The following is a 19,667-nucleotide window of genomic DNA, read 5'->3' as shown; positions in this document are numbered from 1 at the left end:
TTTGAATATGTTCCTCATTTCCCCATAAAGAAAGACTTTCTCTCTGCAGTAATCCATTGCTGCAAGTCATCTTGGCTACGTCGGACAAGTCGATTTACTAAAACATCATGCCATACATAATCCTCTAATAAGTATATATGAACGGGGTCATCTGTATAAAAAGCAATATTACGCTCTTCAAGTGATGGTCCATAAATCATCTCTTTAGAATCTATCGATACAATAAACCAATGTTCTGTAGACAAGGTTTCTGTATAAGGTGTTATGCGATGGGCTTCTAGATTTTTAATGGGATCTTCAACATGTAGGGTAATACCTTGTATTGTAACTTTATCAGCTACTTCAGATAGATCTTCTTTTAACGCTTCATACATCTCATCCCACATTGAAATGACAATACGTCGTTCTGCTTTTTTTATTAATGTCTGACAGTAGCTAATGATTGTTTGATTGTCTTTTAAAGTAATTACTCGATTATCCGTTTTTTCCTCGGAAGTTTCTAGTTTTTTTAATGAATCACTTATTCCTTCGTAAGTAGATTGCCATTCTGTTTGCGCCTTCTGTAAAAAGATTTCAACAGGTAGAGGTGAATAGCGGGTGGTGTCATTTATTTCTTCTTTCATGACAATTCCTTTTTCTACAAGGTTACCTAAAATCTCATAAATTCGCGCTCTTGGGACACCCGAATCTTTACTCACTTGATAGGCTGTGACAGGCCCCTGTTTAACAAGAGATACATAAGATTTAGCTTCATATTCATTGAAACCAATTTTTTTAAGCTGTTGCACTATGTAGTCCACTTTTTTCGTCCTCCGATGTTTGCTTTTATATTTTAACGTTACAATAACTATTTACATTTAGCAAATTATTAGTTACTATTCGAATAGTGACTAAAGGGGAGGTTAATAGTATGGATTTTTATTTAGACCCATCCGTATTAATGATTTTGATTGTTTTTGGGTTTGTGGCTGCATTTATTGATTCAGTTGTAGGCGGTGGTGGATTGATTGCCTTACCAGCTTTATTGTTTACAGGGCTGAATCCAGCAAGTGCAGTAGCTACGAATAAACTAGCATCGACAATGGGAAGTGCAACTAGTAATATTGTGTTTTATCGTTCTGGTAATCTTGATTTGAAATCGGCGTTTAAATTAGTTCCGCTCACTTTCATAGGTTCCATAATAGGGGCATGGACTGTTCATTTAATGAATCCAGAAGTATTGAAGCCATTAATGCTGATCATGCTTGGTGCGGTCGCTATTTATACGATATTCAAAAAGGATTGGGGTAGTATTTCCACTCATAAAAAATTGTCTGGTCGACACGTCATTATTTTTACTTTTTTTGTTTTTGCTATTGGTTTTTATGATGGATTTCTAGGTCCTGGAACAGGTTCATTTTTAATGTTTTCTCTTTTATTTATTGGGTATGATTTTTTAAAAGCAGCAGGTAATGCGAAGCTTCTTAATTTAGGAAGTAATGTTGGTGCATTGTTGATGTTTATGTATGTAGGGCAAGTCAACTATGCGTATGGTTTTATAATGGGAATTGCTCAAATTGCTGGAGGGATTGTTGGCTCCAAATTCGCTATAAAAAAAGGGAGCGGGTATGTTCGTGCCCTTTTCATTACAGTAACTTGTTTATTGTTAGCGAAAAATCTGTATGACTATATTCAATAAGTAATTAAAGAACGTAGAAAAGGTCAAGTATGCAAACTACATCGAGTATAAGAAGATACTAAGGAGAGATTCCTTTTAACATTTTTTAGATGCTACCTTGTTTGAAGATAGCATCTAAAAAGAAAATCTAAGTGAAGAGAATGAAAATAATATAAACTCATATTTTTCTGGGGTATGTTTATTGATTCTATTGAAATGTTTACTCTATATTCTTCTTATAATTAGGCCTCAACAAACTCTTAAAATCCAACTCAGCAATTAACACACTCAATAATATAAGCGTAGCCCCTAAGTATCCTTTTCCTGTCAGCGTTTCACCTGTGAAAACGAAAGCAAAGCCTGCGGAAAAGACAGGTTCTAATGAAAAAATAAGACCTGTATGGGTAGGTGTAGTGTATTGCTGGGCGATAACTTGCACGATGAATGCGACTGCGGTGCAAAATATACTTAAGGCTAGGATGATTAGCCATGAGTTGGTTGTGCTAGGCAGTTTTGGCGTTTCGATAATGAATGAAAAAATAAGACTAAATAGGCCGACGAAGCCGAGTTGTATGACTCCAAGTGCAATGGAGTTTACATGTTTTGTTACACTTCCAGTAATGATGACGTGGATCGCATAAAACAGTGCAGACAGTATGCAAAATATATCGCCGTTACCGATTTTGAATTCGCTCGTTAATGTTAATAAGCCGATTCCTATTATCGTTAAAATGATCCCTACTATCACTTTCTTTTCCGGAATGTGTTTTAAAAATATAGCTGATAATATTGGAATGAAAATGACTGTGAGACATAGTAGGAAACCAGCATTAGAAACACTCGTATACTTTGTACCGAAAGTCGCGAAAATGTAAACGATAAATAAGACAGAAGCGAGTATAAATGCATATTTTACAGTTTTAAAATCGATCTTAAATAAATGTTTGTAAAATATTAAACCTGATAAAAGAAAAGCGATAATAAATCGTAATGCGATTAAATTATATTCTTCTATGCCATCAAGTCCAAGTTTTGTAAGTAGGATGGATGCACCCCAAAAAAATGTAACTAGTAGTAACATTAAATCCGCTTTTAATTGTAGTTTCATTTCTATTCCCTCGTTATGTATAAATTTTATAGCCCATACCCCTATCCCCATTATTCATTTTAATATTAATTCTGAATATTTGTAACTTAAATTTATCGACGTTTTATTCCATAAAAAAAGAGGCTGTTTATAAAACAGCCTCTATGTATCTGAAAATCCGAACCTTGACTAAAGACTACGTACAATCTCCAACCCTTTTCTTGTTAAATGAATCCCTGCTCTACCTTTTTTTATTTCCACATAACCTTTCATCTTCAGGAAGTTCAATCGGTGTCTAACCTGTGCCTCAGTTAATTTCATTTCGACTTCTTGGCTCTTTTCAGAAATAATTCTTCTTCCGATTGCTTTTCCTTTTTCTTCATAATTCATGATAAGGGTAAGGATGAAAAGTGATTCTTGATCAAGAGCGTTTGAATTTGAAGAAAAGGGTTTAATATTTTCTGCCTGATCGCTATTTGTTTTCTTATGTGGAGGCTTTTGAAAATAATGTTGATTAGGCAAATCATTTTTTGTTATTTGGTTTCCGGTACGGACAGCAAGCATGTAATCTATCGTATTTTTAAGTTCTCTTACATTTCCGTACCATGGATATCCTTGCAGTTCTTCAATTAGTTCTTGTTCAATTTTGACTTTAGGGTCCGATAGTGTGACAAAATGTTTAGCTAATAATTCAATGTCATTTCGGCGTGTCCTTAATTCGGGGAGGTGTATAAAGAGTACTTTAAGCCTATGGTATAAATCTTCTCTAAACATATTTTCTTGAATCATTTTCAGTAGATCCTTATTGGTTGCTGCAATAATCCGGACGTCTATTGGGATAATTTGGCTTCCGCCAACGCGCATAATCTCTTTTTCCTGCAATACTCGAAGGAGTCGTGCTTGAAGTTTCAGGCTAATATCTCCAATCTCATCTAAAAAAATAGTGCCACCATTTGCTTGTTCAAATAGTCCCATTTTCCCGCCCTTTTTTGCTCCGGTAAACGCTCCGTCTTCATAACCAAATAATTCACTCTCGACTAAATCATCCGATAAAGCACTGAAGTTAACAGCAAGAAAAGGGCCGCTATTTCGCTGGGAAGCATTATGAATAGCACTTGCAAATAACTCTTTTCCGGTACCACTCTCACCCTCAATTAATACAGTTAAATCAGTCTTAGCTAACCTTTTGGCAATTTGTTTCGTGTCTTGGATCGTAGAGCTAATCCCAACGATGTTATGAAAATTGTATTTTGCTACATAACCTTTTTTGACAAATTCTTTTCTTAATTTACGTTCAAACCCGATGGTCTTAAGGGCATTTCTAAAAGTAACAATAATCGATTGATCATTTATATGTAGGCGTTCTACTATTACATCCGAGCCGTTTACAACAAATATTCCGCTTTCTTGTTGCTTATTCAAAAGGATGAAGTTTACTAAATCGATATTATCAATAATGGCATCAATCGGATGACCAATAGCATTTTTACTTTTTATTTTCAGCATGCTTTCCAGAAATTCATTAAAGACAACAATTCTTCCTTCATAATCAATAGCTAGTATGCCATCACCAACACCATCAATAACTTGATGAAGTTGTCGATGAGCTTTAGCTAAATTCTTTGTTAAATCTACTATTTTTCGATAGTATCTCTCAGAAACGTGGTTACCTGATTCCTCCATTAAATGAAATCGATCTAGAATGGACATGATTGTAGTAATATCTATTAATCTGTGACCAATATTAATTACTTTTTCTACAAAATCAGGGATAATTTCAAGTTCGCCAGGTGTGATTGCGAGCTTGATCATTTGTATATTCGTTTTTCCAGGATAGTATGGAAAATATTCAATGTGGTTTAGCCCCAATTGACGCATCGTTTCAATTGATTCGTATACTGTTTCATGATTATCATTCACATATAGGGCTTGTGTTCCTTCTGGTAAAAATAAAAGCTGGTCCACGTTTTCATAATTTAATGTTCGTTTTGCTATTATTACTTCGCAGTTTTCCCCAATAAAGTCTTTCACCGTTTCTATCGTAAATGTATTAGGTAACACAATTAATGTAGAATGAAATACTTTTGGAATACTTTCTTCTACAGAAAAACTTTCGATATCTATGAGATCATCTACCATCTCCGTTAGTTGTTGATGTAGGGCTTTTCGTGTTTCTTTTAAAACGGTGATCAATACAATGTGGTTGGTTTCAAATTTGTTCATAGAGCACCTCTTTAGTTGAATGGAATTGGTCTAAAGTTGGTTATTAATTGGTCATTATGTAACCAATTAATAACCAATTATAATACATTTCAGCATAGTAAACACCGATAAAACGACAAAATATTTAAAAATATGTAAATAATCACTTTAATTTCGATGTTGGCACGATATTTGCTTATATCAATGGTGTGTAAAGAAATAATGAAATGAGTAGAGTCATAATTTACATATTTAATTCTTTACCACTTGCTAGAAAAGGGAGGTTAAGAGTATACAATTTCAGCAGAGAAAGACAACGAAACCATTTAAATTATGAGGTGAGAGAAAATGAAACCACTAATTGGTGTTACGGGGTATTATGTTGATCATAGTGAAATAGGGAAGGAGGGCTTACGAGGGCTGCCAGGTCAAGATATGGCTATCTTTTCTTACGACTACATCCGTTCACTTCAACGAGCAGGTGCAACGGTTGTTCTACTTCCAATTGAGGAAGTTGATCAAATTGAGTCCACACTTAATCAATTAGATGGATTGTTATTGGCTGGTGGCGCGGACATCAATCCAGTTTATTACGGTGATATTCCAAAATCATATATAGGTACTGTAGAGGAAGAACGAGATAATTTTGAATTAAATTTGGCAAAGCAGGCTTTAGAAAAAGATATTCCTATTCTAGGAATTTGCCGAGGATTACAGGTATTAAATGTTGCAGCTGGTGGATCTCTTTATCAAGACTTAGAGCACGAGATGGGGCCAGAATATTTCCATGTCCGAGAACAGTTCCGTAAATGGCAAGGCTCTCATTCAGTAGATCTTCTGGAAGAGGGAAAAATTTATGAGGCTATTGGCCAAAAATCTTTAATGGTTAATTCTTTTCACCATCAAGCAGTGAAAACATTAGGGAAAGATTTTGAGGCGAGTGCATGGTCCTTTGATGGTGTAATAGAGGCTATTGAATCGAAGGCTCATCGTTATGTAGCAGCGGTTCAATGGCATCCAGAAATGATGTCGGAAAGGGATGTCTTGCAGCAACGTTTATTTAACCAATTTGTAAATGAAATTAGTAAAAAGGTAGTTAAATCATAGCGTGTTATAAATAAGAGAATTGGTGGATAGCTTGGTACGTCATGGTAGTGGGGAAACCAGACTGCTGGCTGTCTGTAAAAGTAATAATCAGTGGGGGATGAACGAACCCCCCACTGATTAAAGTTTCATTCTATCTCGCTTTAACGGGCAGTAAGACCCCCCTCAAAATTCAGCGAAAGCAAAGAGAAGTTAGATGGGGGATCAACTGCCCGTAAAAGCCCCATTGGTTCAACTAATAATCATTGGGGGAAGAACATCCCCTACTGATTAAAGTTTCATTCTATTGCAAAGGGGATTGGTATATGAGTCAAGTATCACAAAAGGCAGTTTCATTCGAGCCGGAAGAAAAAAAGGAAAAAAAAGAATGGAAAATAAACGTATTTGCAATGTTACTTGTCTTGTTAGGTATTGCGGCTGTGATTACACATATATTGCCGGCCGGAAAATATGAACAGATTGAAAAAAATGGGTATACAACAGTAGATCCAAATTCATTTAAATGGATTGAATCAACGCCACTTGGATTTTTTGATACGGTAAAATCTATTCCTACAGGGATGGTAGAAGCTGCTAATATTATCTTTTTTATTCTTATTATCGGAGGTTTTTTTGGTGTATTAAAGGCATCCGGTACAGTTGAGGCTCTTGTTTCAACGATGGCAAAAAAACTCGCTAACCGTGAAAAGTTAATGATTCCTATTATCATGCTGTTCTTTGCACTTGGCGGGTCATTAATGGGGATGGCTGAGGAAGCTTTGGTGTATGTACCTCTATTTATTCCGCTAGCTCTTGCGGTTGGATTTGATACGATAACAGGAACTGCGATGGTACTAGTAGGAGCGTCCGTCGGATTTACAACGGCAATTATGAATCCGTTTACAGTTGGGCTGGCTCAAGGGATAGCGGGTCTTCCTATGTATTCGGGGATGGGGTTCCGCCTCGTTTTATTCGTAGTCATATATGTAATTGCTGTTACATTCGTTTATCGTCATGCGATGAAAGTAAAGAGAGATCCTGCAAGCGGAATTTACGGAAAATTCGATACAAACAAGCAAGACAGCCTACTAACAGCGAAAGTAGAGTTAACAAAAAGACATAAATGGATATTAACGGCCTTTTTAATCAATTATATTATTCTTGTATTTGGTGTTATTAAGTACGAGTGGTATATAAAAGAAATTGCAGCCTTATTTATTATTTTAACTATAATCATTGCAATTCTTGGCAAGATATCTCTTGATGATACAGTAGAATCTTTTACACAAGGATCGGCATCTTTAATCGGGGGAGCTTTAATTATTGGTGTATCACGCGCTATTTTAGTTGTCTTGAATCAAGGGCATATTATAGACCCACTACTGTATCAAGTGTCGGAAGGAATGGAACATATTTCTCCTTTTTTAAGTGTTGTTGGAATGTACAACTTCCAAGTAGCGATTCATTTTATTTTAGCATCAGGTAGTGGTCATGCAATGTTGACAATGCCTATCATGGCGCCACTTGCAGATTTATTGGACATTACACGCCAAACAGCTGTATTATCCTTTTCATTCGCGGATGGTATTGGAAACATTATTTTTCCGACAGGTGGTACGCTAATGGCTGGATTAGCAATTGCAGGAATTTCATGGACAAGGTGGGCAAGGTGGATTCTTCCTTTAATTCTAATTGAATACTCGATCGGTTTAATAGCAGTTATAATTGCTCATCTTATTGGTTATGGTCCGTCTTAATAAAGACTATACATAAATATAAAACTGAAGAGACTCGGAAGCAGAATTACTTCAGCACGATTAGGAAGAGCGATGGTGCGAGTTGGGAAAGATGGATATTCGCATTCAATTATTGAGAGTTCGGATTTGAAGAAGATTGGGAAGTGATTTACGAAAGGGAATAGAAAGAATGAAAAAGAACCTAATTTCTCTATTTTATATGGAGAAGTTAGGTTTTTTCGTTTTGAAATCATTATGAGAAATTTCTTATATATTTCTCATATATTCATCATGCTTCCTTCATTTTCTTCTCACGTCTACGTTTTACAATCGTATGTATCAAAGGTAAAGGGAGGTCATACATTTTTTACTTATTTCAAAACGAAGGATAGATGGTGGTGAACAGATGAAAAAGAATAAACGTAAAAAATTGCGTTGGTTAAAATGGATTTTGATCCTTCCGTTACTTCTGGGATTACTATTGTTTGGATTACATAGTATGAAGTTTGAAAGGTGGGGTCATGAGAAACATAAGCAAGCAGCATATACAGTTTCTCACGATAAAGAAAGAGAAGCTTTCGTTACGCAAAAAGAAAAATTTAATAACTTTGAGCGAGATCAGCATCATGAAAAACACCACGAAAAAGAGTTTGAAGGTTTATTCTTTATACCATTCTTGTTAGCGTTTGGATTTGTTCTTTTCGGCTGGTACATGCTTCGTAAGTCTGAAGGAAATATGGTTAAAAAGTGGACAGGCATATTGCTCCTAGTTATTGGTGTATTACCAGTTCTTCCGGTGCTCGCATTTGTTGCGATAATTGTTTGGACATATAAAAAATTAAAGGAAAAAAGATTGGCAACTCATATAGATGTATACAGCGATTTTCAAGTGCACCAACAAGTGGATATTTTAGATCAATGGGAAAGAAGTATTCGTAAGGAGGAGAAGTAATAATGGGTATTTTAAAACGTATTAAAAATATTGTAGTGGCGGATGTGCATCAAACGCTAGATAAAATAGAAAATCCGATTAGTATGTTAAAGCAATATCTTCGCGAGACAGAACAGCAAATTACGAAGGCGGAAAAAGCACTTTCGCATCAATATTATTTAGAAAAGAAATATGAAGCATTAATTTCAGAAACGAATGCTCTTATTGCGAAGAGAACGCGCCAAGCGGAACTTGCCGTATCACGTGAAGAAGATCATATGGCGCAGTTAGCTTTGCAAGAAAAAATTGTGAATGAGAAAAAAGCGGAGTTATACCGCCAGCAGTACGAAATAACAAAAGAGCAAACAGCGACGCTTTATGAACAAATTGACAAACTGCAAAAGAAATATGGAGAATTGCAATATAAAGAACTTGTTCTTGTTTCAAGGTTAAATGCGGCGCAAGCGATAAAAGAAAGCAACAGAGCGATTGATTCGTTCCATACAGAAAGTACAGCGAAAGGTTTTGCACGTATTGAATCGTACGTACAGAAATTAGAAGCAGAAACAGCTGCTAGCAACTACTTTTACAATATGAAGTCTCCGAATCAACAAGAAGTGTTAGATAAAAATTTACAAGAAGAAGTGCAGCGGGAGTTAGAGAAGTTGAAAGAGAATAAATAGTATGCAAAAAGCCCATTTCATATGGGCTTTTTTTATCGATAAAATTATCTATTCTTTTCCAAACTGAAAAATATCCCGATTAATAAGTTGGTGGAGATACCTATCCATTTCAGCAGCAGAAACTTTTCTTTCATTTTTAAACCACCATGCGCTTAATGAGGTGATTGCCCCTGAATAAAATTCAATGATTAGATCATTTGGCATCGTATGATTTTTGCGCAGTTGATGTAACGCTTCTATTTCTTGTTTTCTCGTTTCGTGACTTAAATACTGTGTCCGGTTAATAAATTGTTCATCAGACATTTGTGTTTCTAATATTTTACCGATTTCTTCATGGTGTAGAAATTGTTCCATTACTTGAAATGGTTTACTTAATCGATCTGAAACCGGTATTCCCGCAATCATCTTGCTGTATCGTTTAAATCCAAATGCTAATAAAGCATCTTTATCTTCGAAGTGTTTATAAAAGGTTGTTCGGTGTACCATCGCACGGTCACATATTTGGTTAATCGTGATCGTACTATATTTCTGTTTTGATTGTGTCATTAATTCAAATAAGGAATCCCATAGTAATTTATGTGTACGTCTAATACGTAAATCAATTTGTTTTTCATTATCGTTCATCTACAATTCTCCTTTTTTGTAGATTAAATATACAGTGGCTGAAAATTGATTCTCCCTTTTTAATCTACATATGTATATTATATTACATGTGTTCTGGTGTATTTAAAGTTTTTTAGTAAGAAACAGGAGGAGAATTTGCAAATGAATATGACAACTAAGAGCCCAGCAAGTGGCAAAGTTGATACTTCTAATATGAAACATACCCCTATTTTAATTGCATTACTTTTAGGGGCAATGGTTGCATTATTAAATGAAACATTACTTGGTAATGCGTTAACAGTATTAATGAAAGAATTTGGCGTAACAGCTTCAACGATTCAATGGCTTTCTACAGCGTACATGTTAGTAGTTGGGGTTTTAGTTCCAATTACAGCGTTACTTCAGCAATGGCTCACAACGAGACAAATGTTTTTGATCGCTATGGTAACGTTTTTAGCTGGTACATTAATTGCGGGATCCGCACCGACATTTTCTGTTTTATTAGTCGGCCGTATCGTCCAAGCTGTAGCGACGGGATTAATTACACCGTTATTAATGAATACGATTTTAATCATTTGTCCACCTGAAAAACGTGGTGCCACAATGGGATTAATCGCACTTGTGATGATGGCAGCTCCGGCAATTGGTCCTACATTATCTGGAGTAATCGTAGACTCACTAAATTGGCGCTGGTTATTCTATATTGTTATTCCTGTCGTGATCATTTCCATTATGATTGGAATGAAGTACATTCAAAATGTTTCAGAGTTAACAAGGCCAAAAGTAGATTATCCATCTATCCTTTTATCGACACTCGGATTTGGCGGACTTGTGTATAGCTTTAGTGCATCGGGTGATTTAGGATGGTCCGATGCGAAAGTGTATGGCACTTTACTTGTTGGGCTTATCTCATTATGTATTTTTGTCGTCCGACAATTAAAAATTGAGAATCCAATTTTAGAATTACGCGCATTTAAAGTCCCGATGTTTACATTATCAATTGGATTAATCGTCATTGTGATGATGTCGTTATTTTCAACGATGACTTTATTACCGATGTTCCTGCAAACAGTTTTACTCGTTACAGCTTTTAAATCAGGAATCATCATGCTTCCGGGAAGTGTTATTAGCGCCATAATGGGACCAATCGCAGGTAAACTATTTGATAAATTTAGTCCGAAAGTTATTATCGTTCCCGGTATTGTGTTAGTGGGGATAGCAATGTTCTTATTTAAAGGCATTACTCCTGATACATCAATGGTACAAATTATTGTTATGCATAGCGTATTAATGGTTGGACTCATGTTTGTTATGACAGCACAAACATACGGTTTAAATCAATTAACACCAGATTTATATCCGCACGGAACAGCACTGTTTAGTACACTGCAACAAGTAGCTGGCGCAATTGGTACAGCTATATTCATATCGAAAATGTCTTCAGGAACAACTAGCTATATGGAAAGCTCCGCAAATCCACTGGATCCAGTAGAGAAGTTAAACGGTTTAACGTCTGGATTCCAAGGTGCATTTGCACTAGGGTTAGTCTTTATCATTGTTGCTTTTATCGTATCGTTGTTTTTAAAAGAGGAGAAAGAGGGAGTAAAGGCAGCGAGGGTTTTACAGAACGAACATTAAGGTTTATATAAAAAAGACATCTTTCCCTAAAAAAGATGTCTTTTTTATATTTTTTTCGTAACACTTGTTTTTGATGTCTTAATACATAAGAATTGGTATGTAAAATATTTGTATTTTTTGAACATGAATAATTATTGAGAATAACGATGCAAAGCTGTGCTAATAACTAAAAGTCCAATAATGAGAGAAAGAGTTCTTATAATAAGTTCTGCCACTAATAGTTCACCAAATGATTTAGTGACATCGTATATAGATCCTGTTATGAGAATAGGTGCAATCATAATTATAATTCCAATTATTATTTGAAGAAGTAGATTGATGTTTTTATTCAAGACAATCACCTCCAAAAAAATAGGGAATGAGAATATGGGTTTTTTTGTATTATAAAATGATTATATCGTATTACATTAAACGATGAGAATATTTTTAAATAGTAGAAATTAGAGACTCTTCAATAAAAAGGAATTAAATATGGTATTCTTTAGTTAAGATATGTAAACGAAGACGGGGGAATGAAGATGGATAAGAAGCTAAAGTATTGGCTAGCATCTATTATAGGGGGAGTAGTACTTGCAACTGGTATGACTTATGGAATATTACAGTTTGCTGAAGTCCCGCTTAAGGGTGAGGACCATGTTTTTGCAGAGGTTAATAAAGAAGACATACTATCGAATGAAGCAGAAGTGAAAGGTTCAAATGCACAACTTCACATTACAGTAACTTCTACTGAAGAAGAAGTTATTTCAGCTATGCATAGCATGACTCATCAAAAAGTAAAAGCGTGTGAAGGAAAGGGAGCAACCCCTATGTCCAAAAAGAATGCAGAGAAAGTAAGAAATATTCTAAACGGAAACAATTTCAAGAACAAAGAAGAGCTATTAGCAATTACTGAAAGATGGGCAAATAGAGATTTTAGTAAAATTGTAGAAGAACATAACTATTTTATTAAACTTCAAGGTGGCAAGATAGGTGAAGCTACAGTGATGGATAAGGTAGACGAGCAAGTATTCTGTCTCAATACTTTCGGTGATGATGTAACGGCCGCATTAATTAAATCAGGAGATCTTCAAGCGCTGTAAGGTGTTTTTTCTCTGATATAAAGAAAGCCTCAAGTATTCATATACTTGAGGCTTTTCCAATGGAAAGATAGGAATGGTCCGAATTCTTTACATTAAGAACAAAGTGGAATTACTCCTAAACCAATTAATAAAGCTGCAGCAACTGCTGGAATTGGTACAGGAATTTGAATACCTTCTACAAATAAGAAATATTGACCACTTACTATTTTAAAACAAACTAATTGCATGGCTATTCCTCCCTTCTTTTAGGATTAATACATTATATTAATTTATCTATCTATTGATATAGTTAAATTATTTATTTTTAAAAATATAGTTAATATGTGAATAGTCTTCGAAAGGACCTGCTCAATCAATGCGGAAAAACATAAGATGAAACGAATCCATTAAAATACATGAGTGAACCTTAGTTTTCCCCTCTTATCTAAAGGAGGAACTATTATGGGTTATGGTGGTAGTTGTGTTATTCATTTTATTAATCATCGTTGGAGCTTCTTGCTTCTGCTAAAAACTATTGGAAAAGACACTCATATAGAGTGTCTTTTCTTTCGTGCAAAATGATTCCTGACAATAGCCAACTGTATAAAGTATACGGTATACTTTTGCCTCATTAGACATATAAAAATGTTGGAGGGATGTTATGAAACTAGTAGGGAAGCACATTTATATTCGGCTTTATAAAACTGCTGATGCTAACGAGTTAGCTAACTTACATATTAGAAATCGCGAATTTTTTCAACGAGTTTGCCCGTTGCTCCCAGAAGTTTTTTATACAGAAGAACATCAAAAAATACGTCTTGAACAAGCTCTAAAAAAGACAGCTGAAGGACAAGTATACTCTTTTGGAATCTTTTTAAGAGAAAATGATAAACTTATCGGAGACATTTCATTAACTCAAATTGTTAGGGGAGACCTCCAAAGCTGTTATACGGGATTCACTTTAGATAAGGAGCATAATGCAAAGGGCTATGCAACAGAGGCTCTTCAACTTGTTGTAGATTTTGCTTTTAGGGAATTAAAGCTACATAGAATTGAAGCAGGAGCGATGCTTGATAATATAGCATCTATTCGTGTATTAGAAAAAGTGGGGTTTAAAAAAGAAGGTATAGCGAAAGAAAATATAAGGATTAATGGCAAATGGACAGATCATCAAATATTAGCTATTATCAATAGTTTGGATGTGTAAGCTTATTTTGATTCCAATAACGATAATTATGTAAATACGAAACCCCTTCAGCAAGTAAACTGAAGGGGTTTTTTCTAGATACATTGAATCCCGATAAGTGATGTTATGGTAACTAAGTCTTTGTAAGTATTGTCACTATGGTATAATATGGTTAATTATGTTTGTAAAAAGGAGAAATGTTTAATGGGAGTTTTTACAGCATTGTTAGCAACTAGCTCAATTTTATTAGTAGCTTGGGTTGTAGGTGAAAGAGAAAAACAAAATCAATAATAATATTTTATATTTATGGATGAATTAATTATAAAATTAAGAGGGGTTTGGGTATGGGAGACGCATATGGGGGACTAAAATATTTTGGTTTTTTACTTGTATTAGTATTTAGTGCGGGATTTATTATACGTTGGATTTTTCGTGATGTAATTTCGTTAGATCAATTACTTGGTTTAGGTATAGGAATTATTACGTTAATAATGGCGTTTTTTATAAAGAAATACAGTAAAGAGCTAAATACTAATAGTTAATTTATGTTTTCTTTGGATGAGTATCTCGATAGTGAGGAGATACTCATCTTTTCTTATGAGGGATTCAACTTCTTTGTTTATAATACTTCGAATGTATACTTTTATTTTATATTTTGAGAGTATCAGAAGATTTGGTGTGAACTCAATGTTTAAGGTAATTTAAAAGTTTACTTTCAGGAATAACAAAAAAAGAGTCCTATATTAAAATGTACCCTATAGAATAGACACTTGAAAAAAGTCTATTCTATAGGGTATTTCTTGTATAATAAAAGGAAAATTGGGATCGGAGAATGTTGAAAATGACAAAAAAACTATTTACAGAAAGAGAAATTCAAATTCTATCAAATAACCTATACGTAAAATCTGTAAGTCAGAAAGGTATCACTTATACAGAGGAATTTAAGCATATTTTTATTGAGGAAAATGAAAAAGGAAAGCTACCTCGAAATATTTTTGAAGAATGTGGTTTTGATATAGATATGATTGGAATGAAACGAGTTATGTCATCGGGAAGTAGATGGCGTGCTGCTTATAGAAAAAATGGTGTATTGGGTTTAAGGGATACACGTATCGAAAACGCTGGAAGAACTCTTGAGAGAGAGCTTACGTTAGAAGAAAAGTATGCCCGTTTAGAAGCCGAACGAAACTTACTAAAGGCGGAAAACGAATTGCTAAAAAAAATCAAACTTATGGAAGGGAGGATGAGAAGGAAATAACACTACCACCTAGTCAGAAATTCATCTTGATTCGTTCTGTCATCATGAAATACAACTTAAGGAATATGGTCAGTCATTTGTGTAAAGTAGCTGGTGTATCCCGTTCGGGATACTATAATTACTTTTCAGTTTCATCTCAAGAACAACGGAAACAAAAGAGTGATCGAGATGAAATCTTGAAGGAAACCATATTAAAAGCACTTCGATTTAGAAATAGAAACAAAGGGGCTCGTCAGATAAAGATGACATTGGCGGGTCAGTTTCAAGTTGTCTACAATTTAAAGCGTATCCGTAGAATTATGAAGAAATACGAGATTATCTGTCCGGTTCGCAAAGCGAATCCTTATAAAAGAATGCTTAAAGCTACAAAAGAACATCGAATAGTACCAAATCAATTAAATCGGGAATTTAAACAAAATACCCCAGGGAAAACACTTCTTACAGATATCACCTATTTAGTTTACGGTAAGAATCAAAGGGCCTATTTATCTACAATTTTAGACGGCTCAACTAATGAAATTTTAGCTTACCATGTTTCAGAACAGATGACATTAGAGCTCGTAACGACAACTCTCCATAAACTAAAAAGGAATCCGCGGATTCGATTGACTGAAGGTGCTTATATTCATTCAGATCAAGGATCCCACTACACAAGCCCTACCTATCAAAAGCTAGTTAAAAAGCTAAACCTAGGACAATCCATGTCAAGAAGAGGAAACTGTTGGGATAACGCCCCACAAGAATCATTTTTTGGTCATCTGAAAGATGAAGCTCATATAAAACCTTGCGTGTCCTTTAATGAATTGAAACAAGAGATTAAGAAATATATGACGTATTATAATCATTATAGATATCAATGGAATTTAAAAAAGATGACTCCTGTTGGATACAGAAACCATCTTCTTGATGTTGCCTAACTTTTTTCAAAATGTCCTTTACAAAGGGTACAGATTATATTAAGAGGACTTTTTTTCTATTTCCCTTATTTTTTTCCGCAACTGTTTGCCAAGTGAACATGCTCATTAAAAATGTTGTTGTTAATTTGTTTTTCATATTTCTTTAATTCTTCATTGATTTTACTGCCAGTTTTACTTTCAAAACTTTTCTCTAATTTAGCTGCTATATCTCTTAGACTTGTTTGTAATTCATGAAATGCCCCTATGTTTTTTTGAAGAGCATATGTATCTTCTTTTATAATATCTATTGATTTAAACCCTACTTCTGTTTTTAACATCATACGCTGCATTTCTCTTTCAATCTGTTTTTTAGCAGCTTGTAACTCCTCAACAACCTGACTCGCTAAATCTCCTGTCACATTTTCGATTTGCTTTTCTATCTTTTTAATTTCCCCCATAAAATCCATCATATAATTATCTCCTTATCTAAACTGAAAATTCCCCGCTAAATGATTATCTTTATCCCTAAGTGAATTTGCTGCATCACTAATTTCATCCCCAAATCTACTTAAACTTTTTTGTTCTTTTCTTAAAAGATGAATTAATTCTTCTGCTATGTGTACATCGTGAAAATAGTCATTTCCACCTTCTTTCGTTTTGGCAATTCGTGAGATGGCTTCATCTATTTCGTATGCTTCTAATAGATGATATTTCCCACCTGGTCCTGTTTCATATTTTAATTGACTTTTCAACTTTTGAACCGCTTCAGCTTCTCTTCTTTGAAACTCTTCTATATTTTTTGCTATATCTAATAATCGATTACTGAGCATTTGAATTTTTTGTGCTTGTCTTATAATATCCTCAGGTTCTAATTTTAATAGGGGGCTTCCATTTGAATGAAATGCTCCTCTAAATGTATCTCTGCCGTGTCCGTCCATAGTTAAACGTGTAAAAAAATCTTCTTTTGTATCATTCTGTCTCACTGTAAATTGCTTACCAATTAGAGGTGCACCGAATTGAGTATGGTTACCAATTGGGTCATTCTCATGTGTATAATCCGTAGCTTTGTTTTCCATTTCCCCTCTATCTACTCGTTTTTTCGCTTCAGGACTTAGCAAACGATAAGGATTTGGTGCAGCCCATGTAGTTGCATAACAATCTAATTCTGCAGCGATAAGGTCCGCTTCTGCACCACCTTTACTATGTCCAGTAGTATGAAGAGAAGAAGGGTTATATTTTGCTACGATGTCATTTTTTGCCCATTTTAATCCAGTATCAAATGATGTTTCAGAATTAGGTTTTATAGTTTGACTATTACTTGGAGTAATTACTTTAGAATGTGTTTTAATTCCAAACGAAATCTGATCGATATCTGTTTCGAAATCTGCTAATTGCGTAGGCTCTGTACCGCGAAATGCTAGGATTATCTCATCATAATGTGTTGCATTTTCTTTGTAATCTTTTTTCGGTACTACTGCAATAGCTTCTAATCCATTTTTTACTTTTTGACAATCTGCATCAATTGATTCTATAACTACCCATATCTTACCATCTACCCCTTTTATTTCTTTACCTTTTTTTAAAACTTCGTCATCATAAACATGATCTGCTAATTTGAAATAATCTTCATCCGTTGCAATAGGATTCTTTTTAAATTCACTCATATCTTTCAACTCATTTCATGGTATATTTTAACTATATTCAAATACAAGGGGATTTTTTATGAAGAAAAAATTAGTAATTATTTTATCCATTATTTGTATTATAGCAGGAGGATATTTTACTATGGAATACTTAAAACAAAAAGAAAAAGAAGAAAAGTTTTGGAAGGCACAAGAGGCACGAGTAGAAAAGTATATTCATTACAATATTCAAGATGTAAAATCGATTACATTTAAAGAACACAGTGTAAGTCCAATGGGTGTTCCCAGATTAAAAGGTTATATAAATAATAATGAAGAATTGGATTTTATAGCTTATATTAGTACTACAGAAAATTTCGAAGATGATTTTACACGTTCTGGAGAACTTGGAAAACTTATAAAAGACCCTGAAAAGTCGGTATCTGAAATTGAAAAAGAAGAGAAGGAAAAGAAACAAGAGTAGTCTTTGTGATTACTCTTGTTTTTTATTATAGAAAAATAAAATATTTGAAAGTTTTTAACAATGCATTATAATATATTTAGTAAAATTAACCAATTTATATTTTGCTCATTATGTATTAAAGGGGAAATGAAAATGGCTGGACAAATTCGTATGTCACCAGAGGAGCTTAAATCGAAAGCGACTCGATATGGACAAAGTGCAAATCAAATTGAGGACATTTTACGTCAACTACAAAACTTACAAAATGAATTAAGAGGAGAATGGGAAGGCCGTGCATTTGAAGGTTTTGACCAACAGTTCAATGAATTAAAGCCAAAAGTACAAAACTTTGCACAGCTATTACAAGAAATTAATATGCAGCTTAATAAAACTGCAGAGGCTGTTGCTTCTCATGATGAAGAATTATCACGTAATTTCGGTTTGAAATAAGAAATGTTGTAATTTCTACATGAAATTCTTGGAAAATGATAGAAAGTAGACTAGTATTCATAAGTTTACATTCGAAGATACATAATAAAAAACAGTAGTGATTTTATACACTACTGTTTTTTTATTGTTTCTTGCAAGTGAATTATTTATATTCCTGTCTATATAATTTAAACGAATAAATAGCTCCAATAAAAAATACAAAAGCTTCAAATAATATAAAGATTTGACGGAAATTCTCAATATCTTTACCAACTAAAGAAATAAATATAGCATTCATTAGAATTTGAGTAGTAAACATACGAGAAGTAATTTTTAAATAAATAGCATTTGTTCTTTCATCTGGTTTACCAATTTTTTTGTAAATAATAATAAGTGCAATTACTGAACCCAAATTAGAAGTGCTGTAAGTCCTACAACGATATTAAAATTAGCTGTACTTTCTAACATCCATTTATTTAATAGATCAATCATTATTATCTTCCTTTCCTACATAAGAGAATATTTCGTTCTTCTTTTTCACTATAATAAAAAAAGAAAAAGGAAAACATCGAACTTTCTTACAAACATTCGTGTATTCTTACAGTTTTGTCATTTTGTAAATGTATTCATCGCCTTGCCTTTCACTATTTTCTTTGGAAAACATAGTGAATTACGAGAAAGAGCGCTACAAGATCAACTTCCAAGAAGTAGTGCACTAAAACTCTTAATTAATGCAATTAGTTTGTTTTAAAGTAGTAAGTGGACAATACTTCTTAGTTGTAGAAAGTATCGAGATCCCTGTGCCAATTCCAGCGTTTGCTGCAGCTCTATTAATTGGTTTAGGAATAATCCCGCTTTGTTCTTAATTTAAGGAATTACAAACAGTTCTACCTTTCAATTGATAAGCCCTCAAGTGTATGAATGCTTGGAGGTTGCTTATAAAAAAAAAGACGCCATAAGGCGCCCCCACAATTGGGTAGATAAGACTTTAGTTTTCCAATCTAAAGAAGTTTTGTATCAGCTCTTTGAGAGTATATCATAATATTCGGTTCATTTATTATGCATTTTTACATACCTATTAAAATACCTCTATTTTCCATTTGATAAAGTATATTGCCAATATTACCAAAATTTA

At 34.0% G+C, this 19,667-nt stretch carries 21 protein-coding genes and 2 pseudogenes; 14 read left to right on the top strand and 9 right to left on the bottom strand.

Going from position 1 to position 19,667, the window contains the following annotated elements; all coding sequences use genetic code 11:
• Positions 1 to 14: 14 nt before the first annotated feature.
• On the bottom strand, positions 15 to 800 hold the full coding sequence (locus QCI79_RS08240) for a TrmB family transcriptional regulator (RefSeq protein ID WP_000384621.1): 786 nt from the start codon (positions 798 to 800) through the stop codon (positions 15 to 17).
• A 110-nt stretch (positions 801 to 910) separates the two neighbouring features.
• Between QCI79_RS08240 and QCI79_RS08235 the strand changes: the two genes are divergently transcribed.
• Positions 911 to 1,678: a TSUP family transporter gene (locus QCI79_RS08235; RefSeq protein ID WP_000348458.1), complete on the top strand. Its 768-nt coding sequence runs from the start codon at positions 911 to 913 to the stop codon at positions 1,676 to 1,678.
• A 199-nt stretch (positions 1,679 to 1,877) separates the two neighbouring features.
• Here the strand turns inward: QCI79_RS08235 and QCI79_RS08230 are convergent, their stop codons facing one another.
• On the bottom strand, positions 1,878 to 2,765 hold the full coding sequence (locus QCI79_RS08230) for a DMT family transporter (protein WP_000776057.1): 888 nt from the start codon (positions 2,763 to 2,765) through the stop codon (positions 1,878 to 1,880).
• Between the two features lie 168 nt (positions 2,766 to 2,933).
• The gene (locus QCI79_RS08225) at positions 2,934 to 4,967 is read right to left on the bottom strand and encodes a sigma 54-interacting transcriptional regulator (RefSeq protein WP_001031767.1); all 2,034 of its coding nucleotides are present in this window, start codon (positions 4,965 to 4,967) and stop codon (positions 2,934 to 2,936) included.
• Positions 4,968 to 5,294: 327 nt separating this feature from the next.
• On the opposite strand from QCI79_RS08225, the gene QCI79_RS08220 reads away from it, so the two are divergent.
• The 4 genes from QCI79_RS08220 to QCI79_RS08205 all read left to right on the top strand — a co-directional run bounded on the left by QCI79_RS08220 (position 5,295) and on the right by QCI79_RS08205 (position 9,379).
• A complete protein-coding gene (locus QCI79_RS08220) occupies positions 5,295 to 6,053 on the top strand; it encodes a gamma-glutamyl-gamma-aminobutyrate hydrolase family protein (RefSeq protein ID WP_000803241.1) in 759 nt (252 codons plus the stop codon).
• Positions 6,054 to 6,355: 302 nt separating this feature from the next.
• Positions 6,356 to 7,786, top strand: coding sequence for a YfcC family protein (locus tag QCI79_RS08215; protein WP_000084624.1), 1,431 nt, complete (start codon positions 6,356 to 6,358; stop codon positions 7,784 to 7,786).
• Positions 7,787 to 8,171: 385 nt separating this feature from the next.
• Positions 8,172 to 8,717, top strand: coding sequence for a hypothetical protein (locus tag QCI79_RS08210; RefSeq protein ID WP_000739725.1), 546 nt, complete (start codon positions 8,172 to 8,174; stop codon positions 8,715 to 8,717).
• Positions 8,718 to 8,719: 2 nt separating this feature from the next.
• Positions 8,720 to 9,379, top strand: a complete 660-nt coding sequence (locus QCI79_RS08205; protein ID WP_000511932.1) for a PspA/IM30 family protein — start codon at positions 8,720 to 8,722, stop codon at positions 9,377 to 9,379.
• Between the two features lie 48 nt (positions 9,380 to 9,427).
• Here the strand turns inward: QCI79_RS08205 and QCI79_RS08200 are convergent, their stop codons facing one another.
• On the bottom strand, positions 9,428 to 10,003 hold the full coding sequence (locus QCI79_RS08200; RefSeq protein WP_000999283.1) for a TetR/AcrR family transcriptional regulator: 576 nt from the start codon (positions 10,001 to 10,003) through the stop codon (positions 9,428 to 9,430).
• Between the two features lie 141 nt (positions 10,004 to 10,144).
• Between QCI79_RS08200 and QCI79_RS08195 the strand changes: the two genes are divergently transcribed.
• Positions 10,145 to 11,620: an MDR family MFS transporter gene (locus QCI79_RS08195; protein WP_001057545.1), complete on the top strand. Its 1,476-nt coding sequence runs from the start codon at positions 10,145 to 10,147 to the stop codon at positions 11,618 to 11,620.
• Between the two features lie 131 nt (positions 11,621 to 11,751).
• Here QCI79_RS08195 and QCI79_RS08190 read toward each other — a convergent pair whose 3' ends face one another.
• Positions 11,752 to 11,952 (bottom strand): hypothetical protein, encoded by a 201-nt coding sequence (locus QCI79_RS08190; RefSeq protein ID WP_001038824.1) that lies wholly within the window; start codon positions 11,950 to 11,952, stop codon positions 11,752 to 11,754.
• 186 nt (positions 11,953 to 12,138) lie between these two features.
• Between QCI79_RS08190 and QCI79_RS08185 the strand changes: the two genes are divergently transcribed.
• On the top strand, positions 12,139 to 12,699 hold the full coding sequence (locus QCI79_RS08185) for a PRK06770 family protein (protein WP_000358637.1): 561 nt from the start codon (positions 12,139 to 12,141) through the stop codon (positions 12,697 to 12,699).
• A gap of 92 nt (positions 12,700 to 12,791) precedes the next feature.
• Here QCI79_RS08185 and QCI79_RS08180 read toward each other — a convergent pair whose 3' ends face one another.
• Positions 12,792 to 12,926, bottom strand: a complete 135-nt coding sequence (locus tag QCI79_RS08180; RefSeq protein ID WP_001177693.1) for a hypothetical protein — start codon at positions 12,924 to 12,926, stop codon at positions 12,792 to 12,794.
• A gap of 221 nt (positions 12,927 to 13,147) precedes the next feature.
• Here QCI79_RS08180 and QCI79_RS08175 point away from each other — a divergent pair, with 221 nt between their 5' ends.
• The 4 genes from QCI79_RS08175 to QCI79_RS08160 all read left to right on the top strand — a co-directional run bounded on the left by QCI79_RS08175 (position 13,148) and on the right by QCI79_RS08160 (position 16,039).
• On the top strand, positions 13,148 to 13,207 hold the full coding sequence (locus QCI79_RS08175) for a YjcZ family sporulation protein (RefSeq protein ID WP_074628568.1): 60 nt from the start codon (positions 13,148 to 13,150) through the stop codon (positions 13,205 to 13,207).
• A 132-nt stretch (positions 13,208 to 13,339) separates the two neighbouring features.
• Complete coding sequence (locus QCI79_RS08170; RefSeq protein ID WP_021728256.1) at positions 13,340 to 13,885, top strand: GNAT family N-acetyltransferase; 546 nt, start codon at positions 13,340 to 13,342, stop codon at positions 13,883 to 13,885.
• A 323-nt stretch (positions 13,886 to 14,208) separates the two neighbouring features.
• Complete coding sequence (locus tag QCI79_RS08165; protein WP_000502022.1) at positions 14,209 to 14,406, top strand: hypothetical protein; 198 nt, start codon at positions 14,209 to 14,211, stop codon at positions 14,404 to 14,406.
• Positions 14,407 to 14,696: 290 nt separating this feature from the next.
• A protein-coding gene (locus QCI79_RS08160; RefSeq protein ID WP_087942833.1) for an IS3 family transposase occupies positions 14,697 to 16,039 on the top strand; the annotation gives its coding sequence in 2 pieces (ribosomal slippage) (positions 14,697 to 15,078 and positions 15,078 to 16,039; 1,344 coding nt in all).
• A gap of 65 nt (positions 16,040 to 16,104) precedes the next feature.
• Here the strand turns inward: QCI79_RS08160 and QCI79_RS08155 are convergent.
• Both QCI79_RS08155 and QCI79_RS08150 read right to left on the bottom strand, forming a co-directional pair.
• Positions 16,105 to 16,488 carry a hypothetical protein gene (locus QCI79_RS08155; protein WP_000968636.1) on the bottom strand — a complete coding sequence of 128 codons (384 nt, stop codon included), beginning with the start codon at positions 16,486 to 16,488 and terminating at the stop codon, positions 16,105 to 16,107.
• A 12-nt stretch (positions 16,489 to 16,500) separates the two neighbouring features.
• The gene (locus QCI79_RS08150; protein ID WP_001288647.1) at positions 16,501 to 17,682 is read right to left on the bottom strand and encodes an alpha/beta hydrolase family protein; all 1,182 of its coding nucleotides are present in this window, start codon (positions 17,680 to 17,682) and stop codon (positions 16,501 to 16,503) included.
• 58 nt (positions 17,683 to 17,740) lie between these two features.
• On the opposite strand from QCI79_RS08150, the gene QCI79_RS08145 reads away from it, so the two are divergent.
• Positions 17,741 to 18,124, top strand: coding sequence for a DUF1433 domain-containing protein (locus tag QCI79_RS08145; RefSeq protein ID WP_000728334.1), 384 nt, complete (start codon positions 17,741 to 17,743; stop codon positions 18,122 to 18,124).
• Positions 18,125 to 18,256: 132 nt separating this feature from the next.
• Positions 18,257 to 18,553 carry a WXG100 family type VII secretion target gene (locus QCI79_RS08140; protein ID WP_000918604.1) on the top strand — a complete coding sequence of 99 codons (297 nt, stop codon included), beginning with the start codon at positions 18,257 to 18,259 and terminating at the stop codon, positions 18,551 to 18,553.
• Positions 18,554 to 18,695: 142 nt separating this feature from the next.
• Here QCI79_RS08140 and QCI79_RS08135 read toward each other — a convergent pair.
• A pseudogene (locus QCI79_RS08135) lies at positions 18,696 to 19,024 on the bottom strand (6-aminohexanoate hydrolase).
• Between the two features lie 139 nt (positions 19,025 to 19,163).
• Here QCI79_RS08135 and QCI79_RS34975 point away from each other — a divergent pair.
• Positions 19,164 to 19,280, top strand: a pseudogene (locus QCI79_RS34975) (transposase); the annotation flags it as partial.
• Positions 19,281 to 19,667 lie beyond the last annotated feature (387 nt).

The sequence above is a fragment of the Bacillus cereus group sp. MG1 genome (assembly GCF_040460035.1).
Lineage (GTDB): Bacteria > Bacillota > Bacilli > Bacillales > Bacillaceae_G > Bacillus_A > Bacillus_A cereus.
This window is presented reverse-complemented; position numbering and strand designations above follow the sequence as displayed.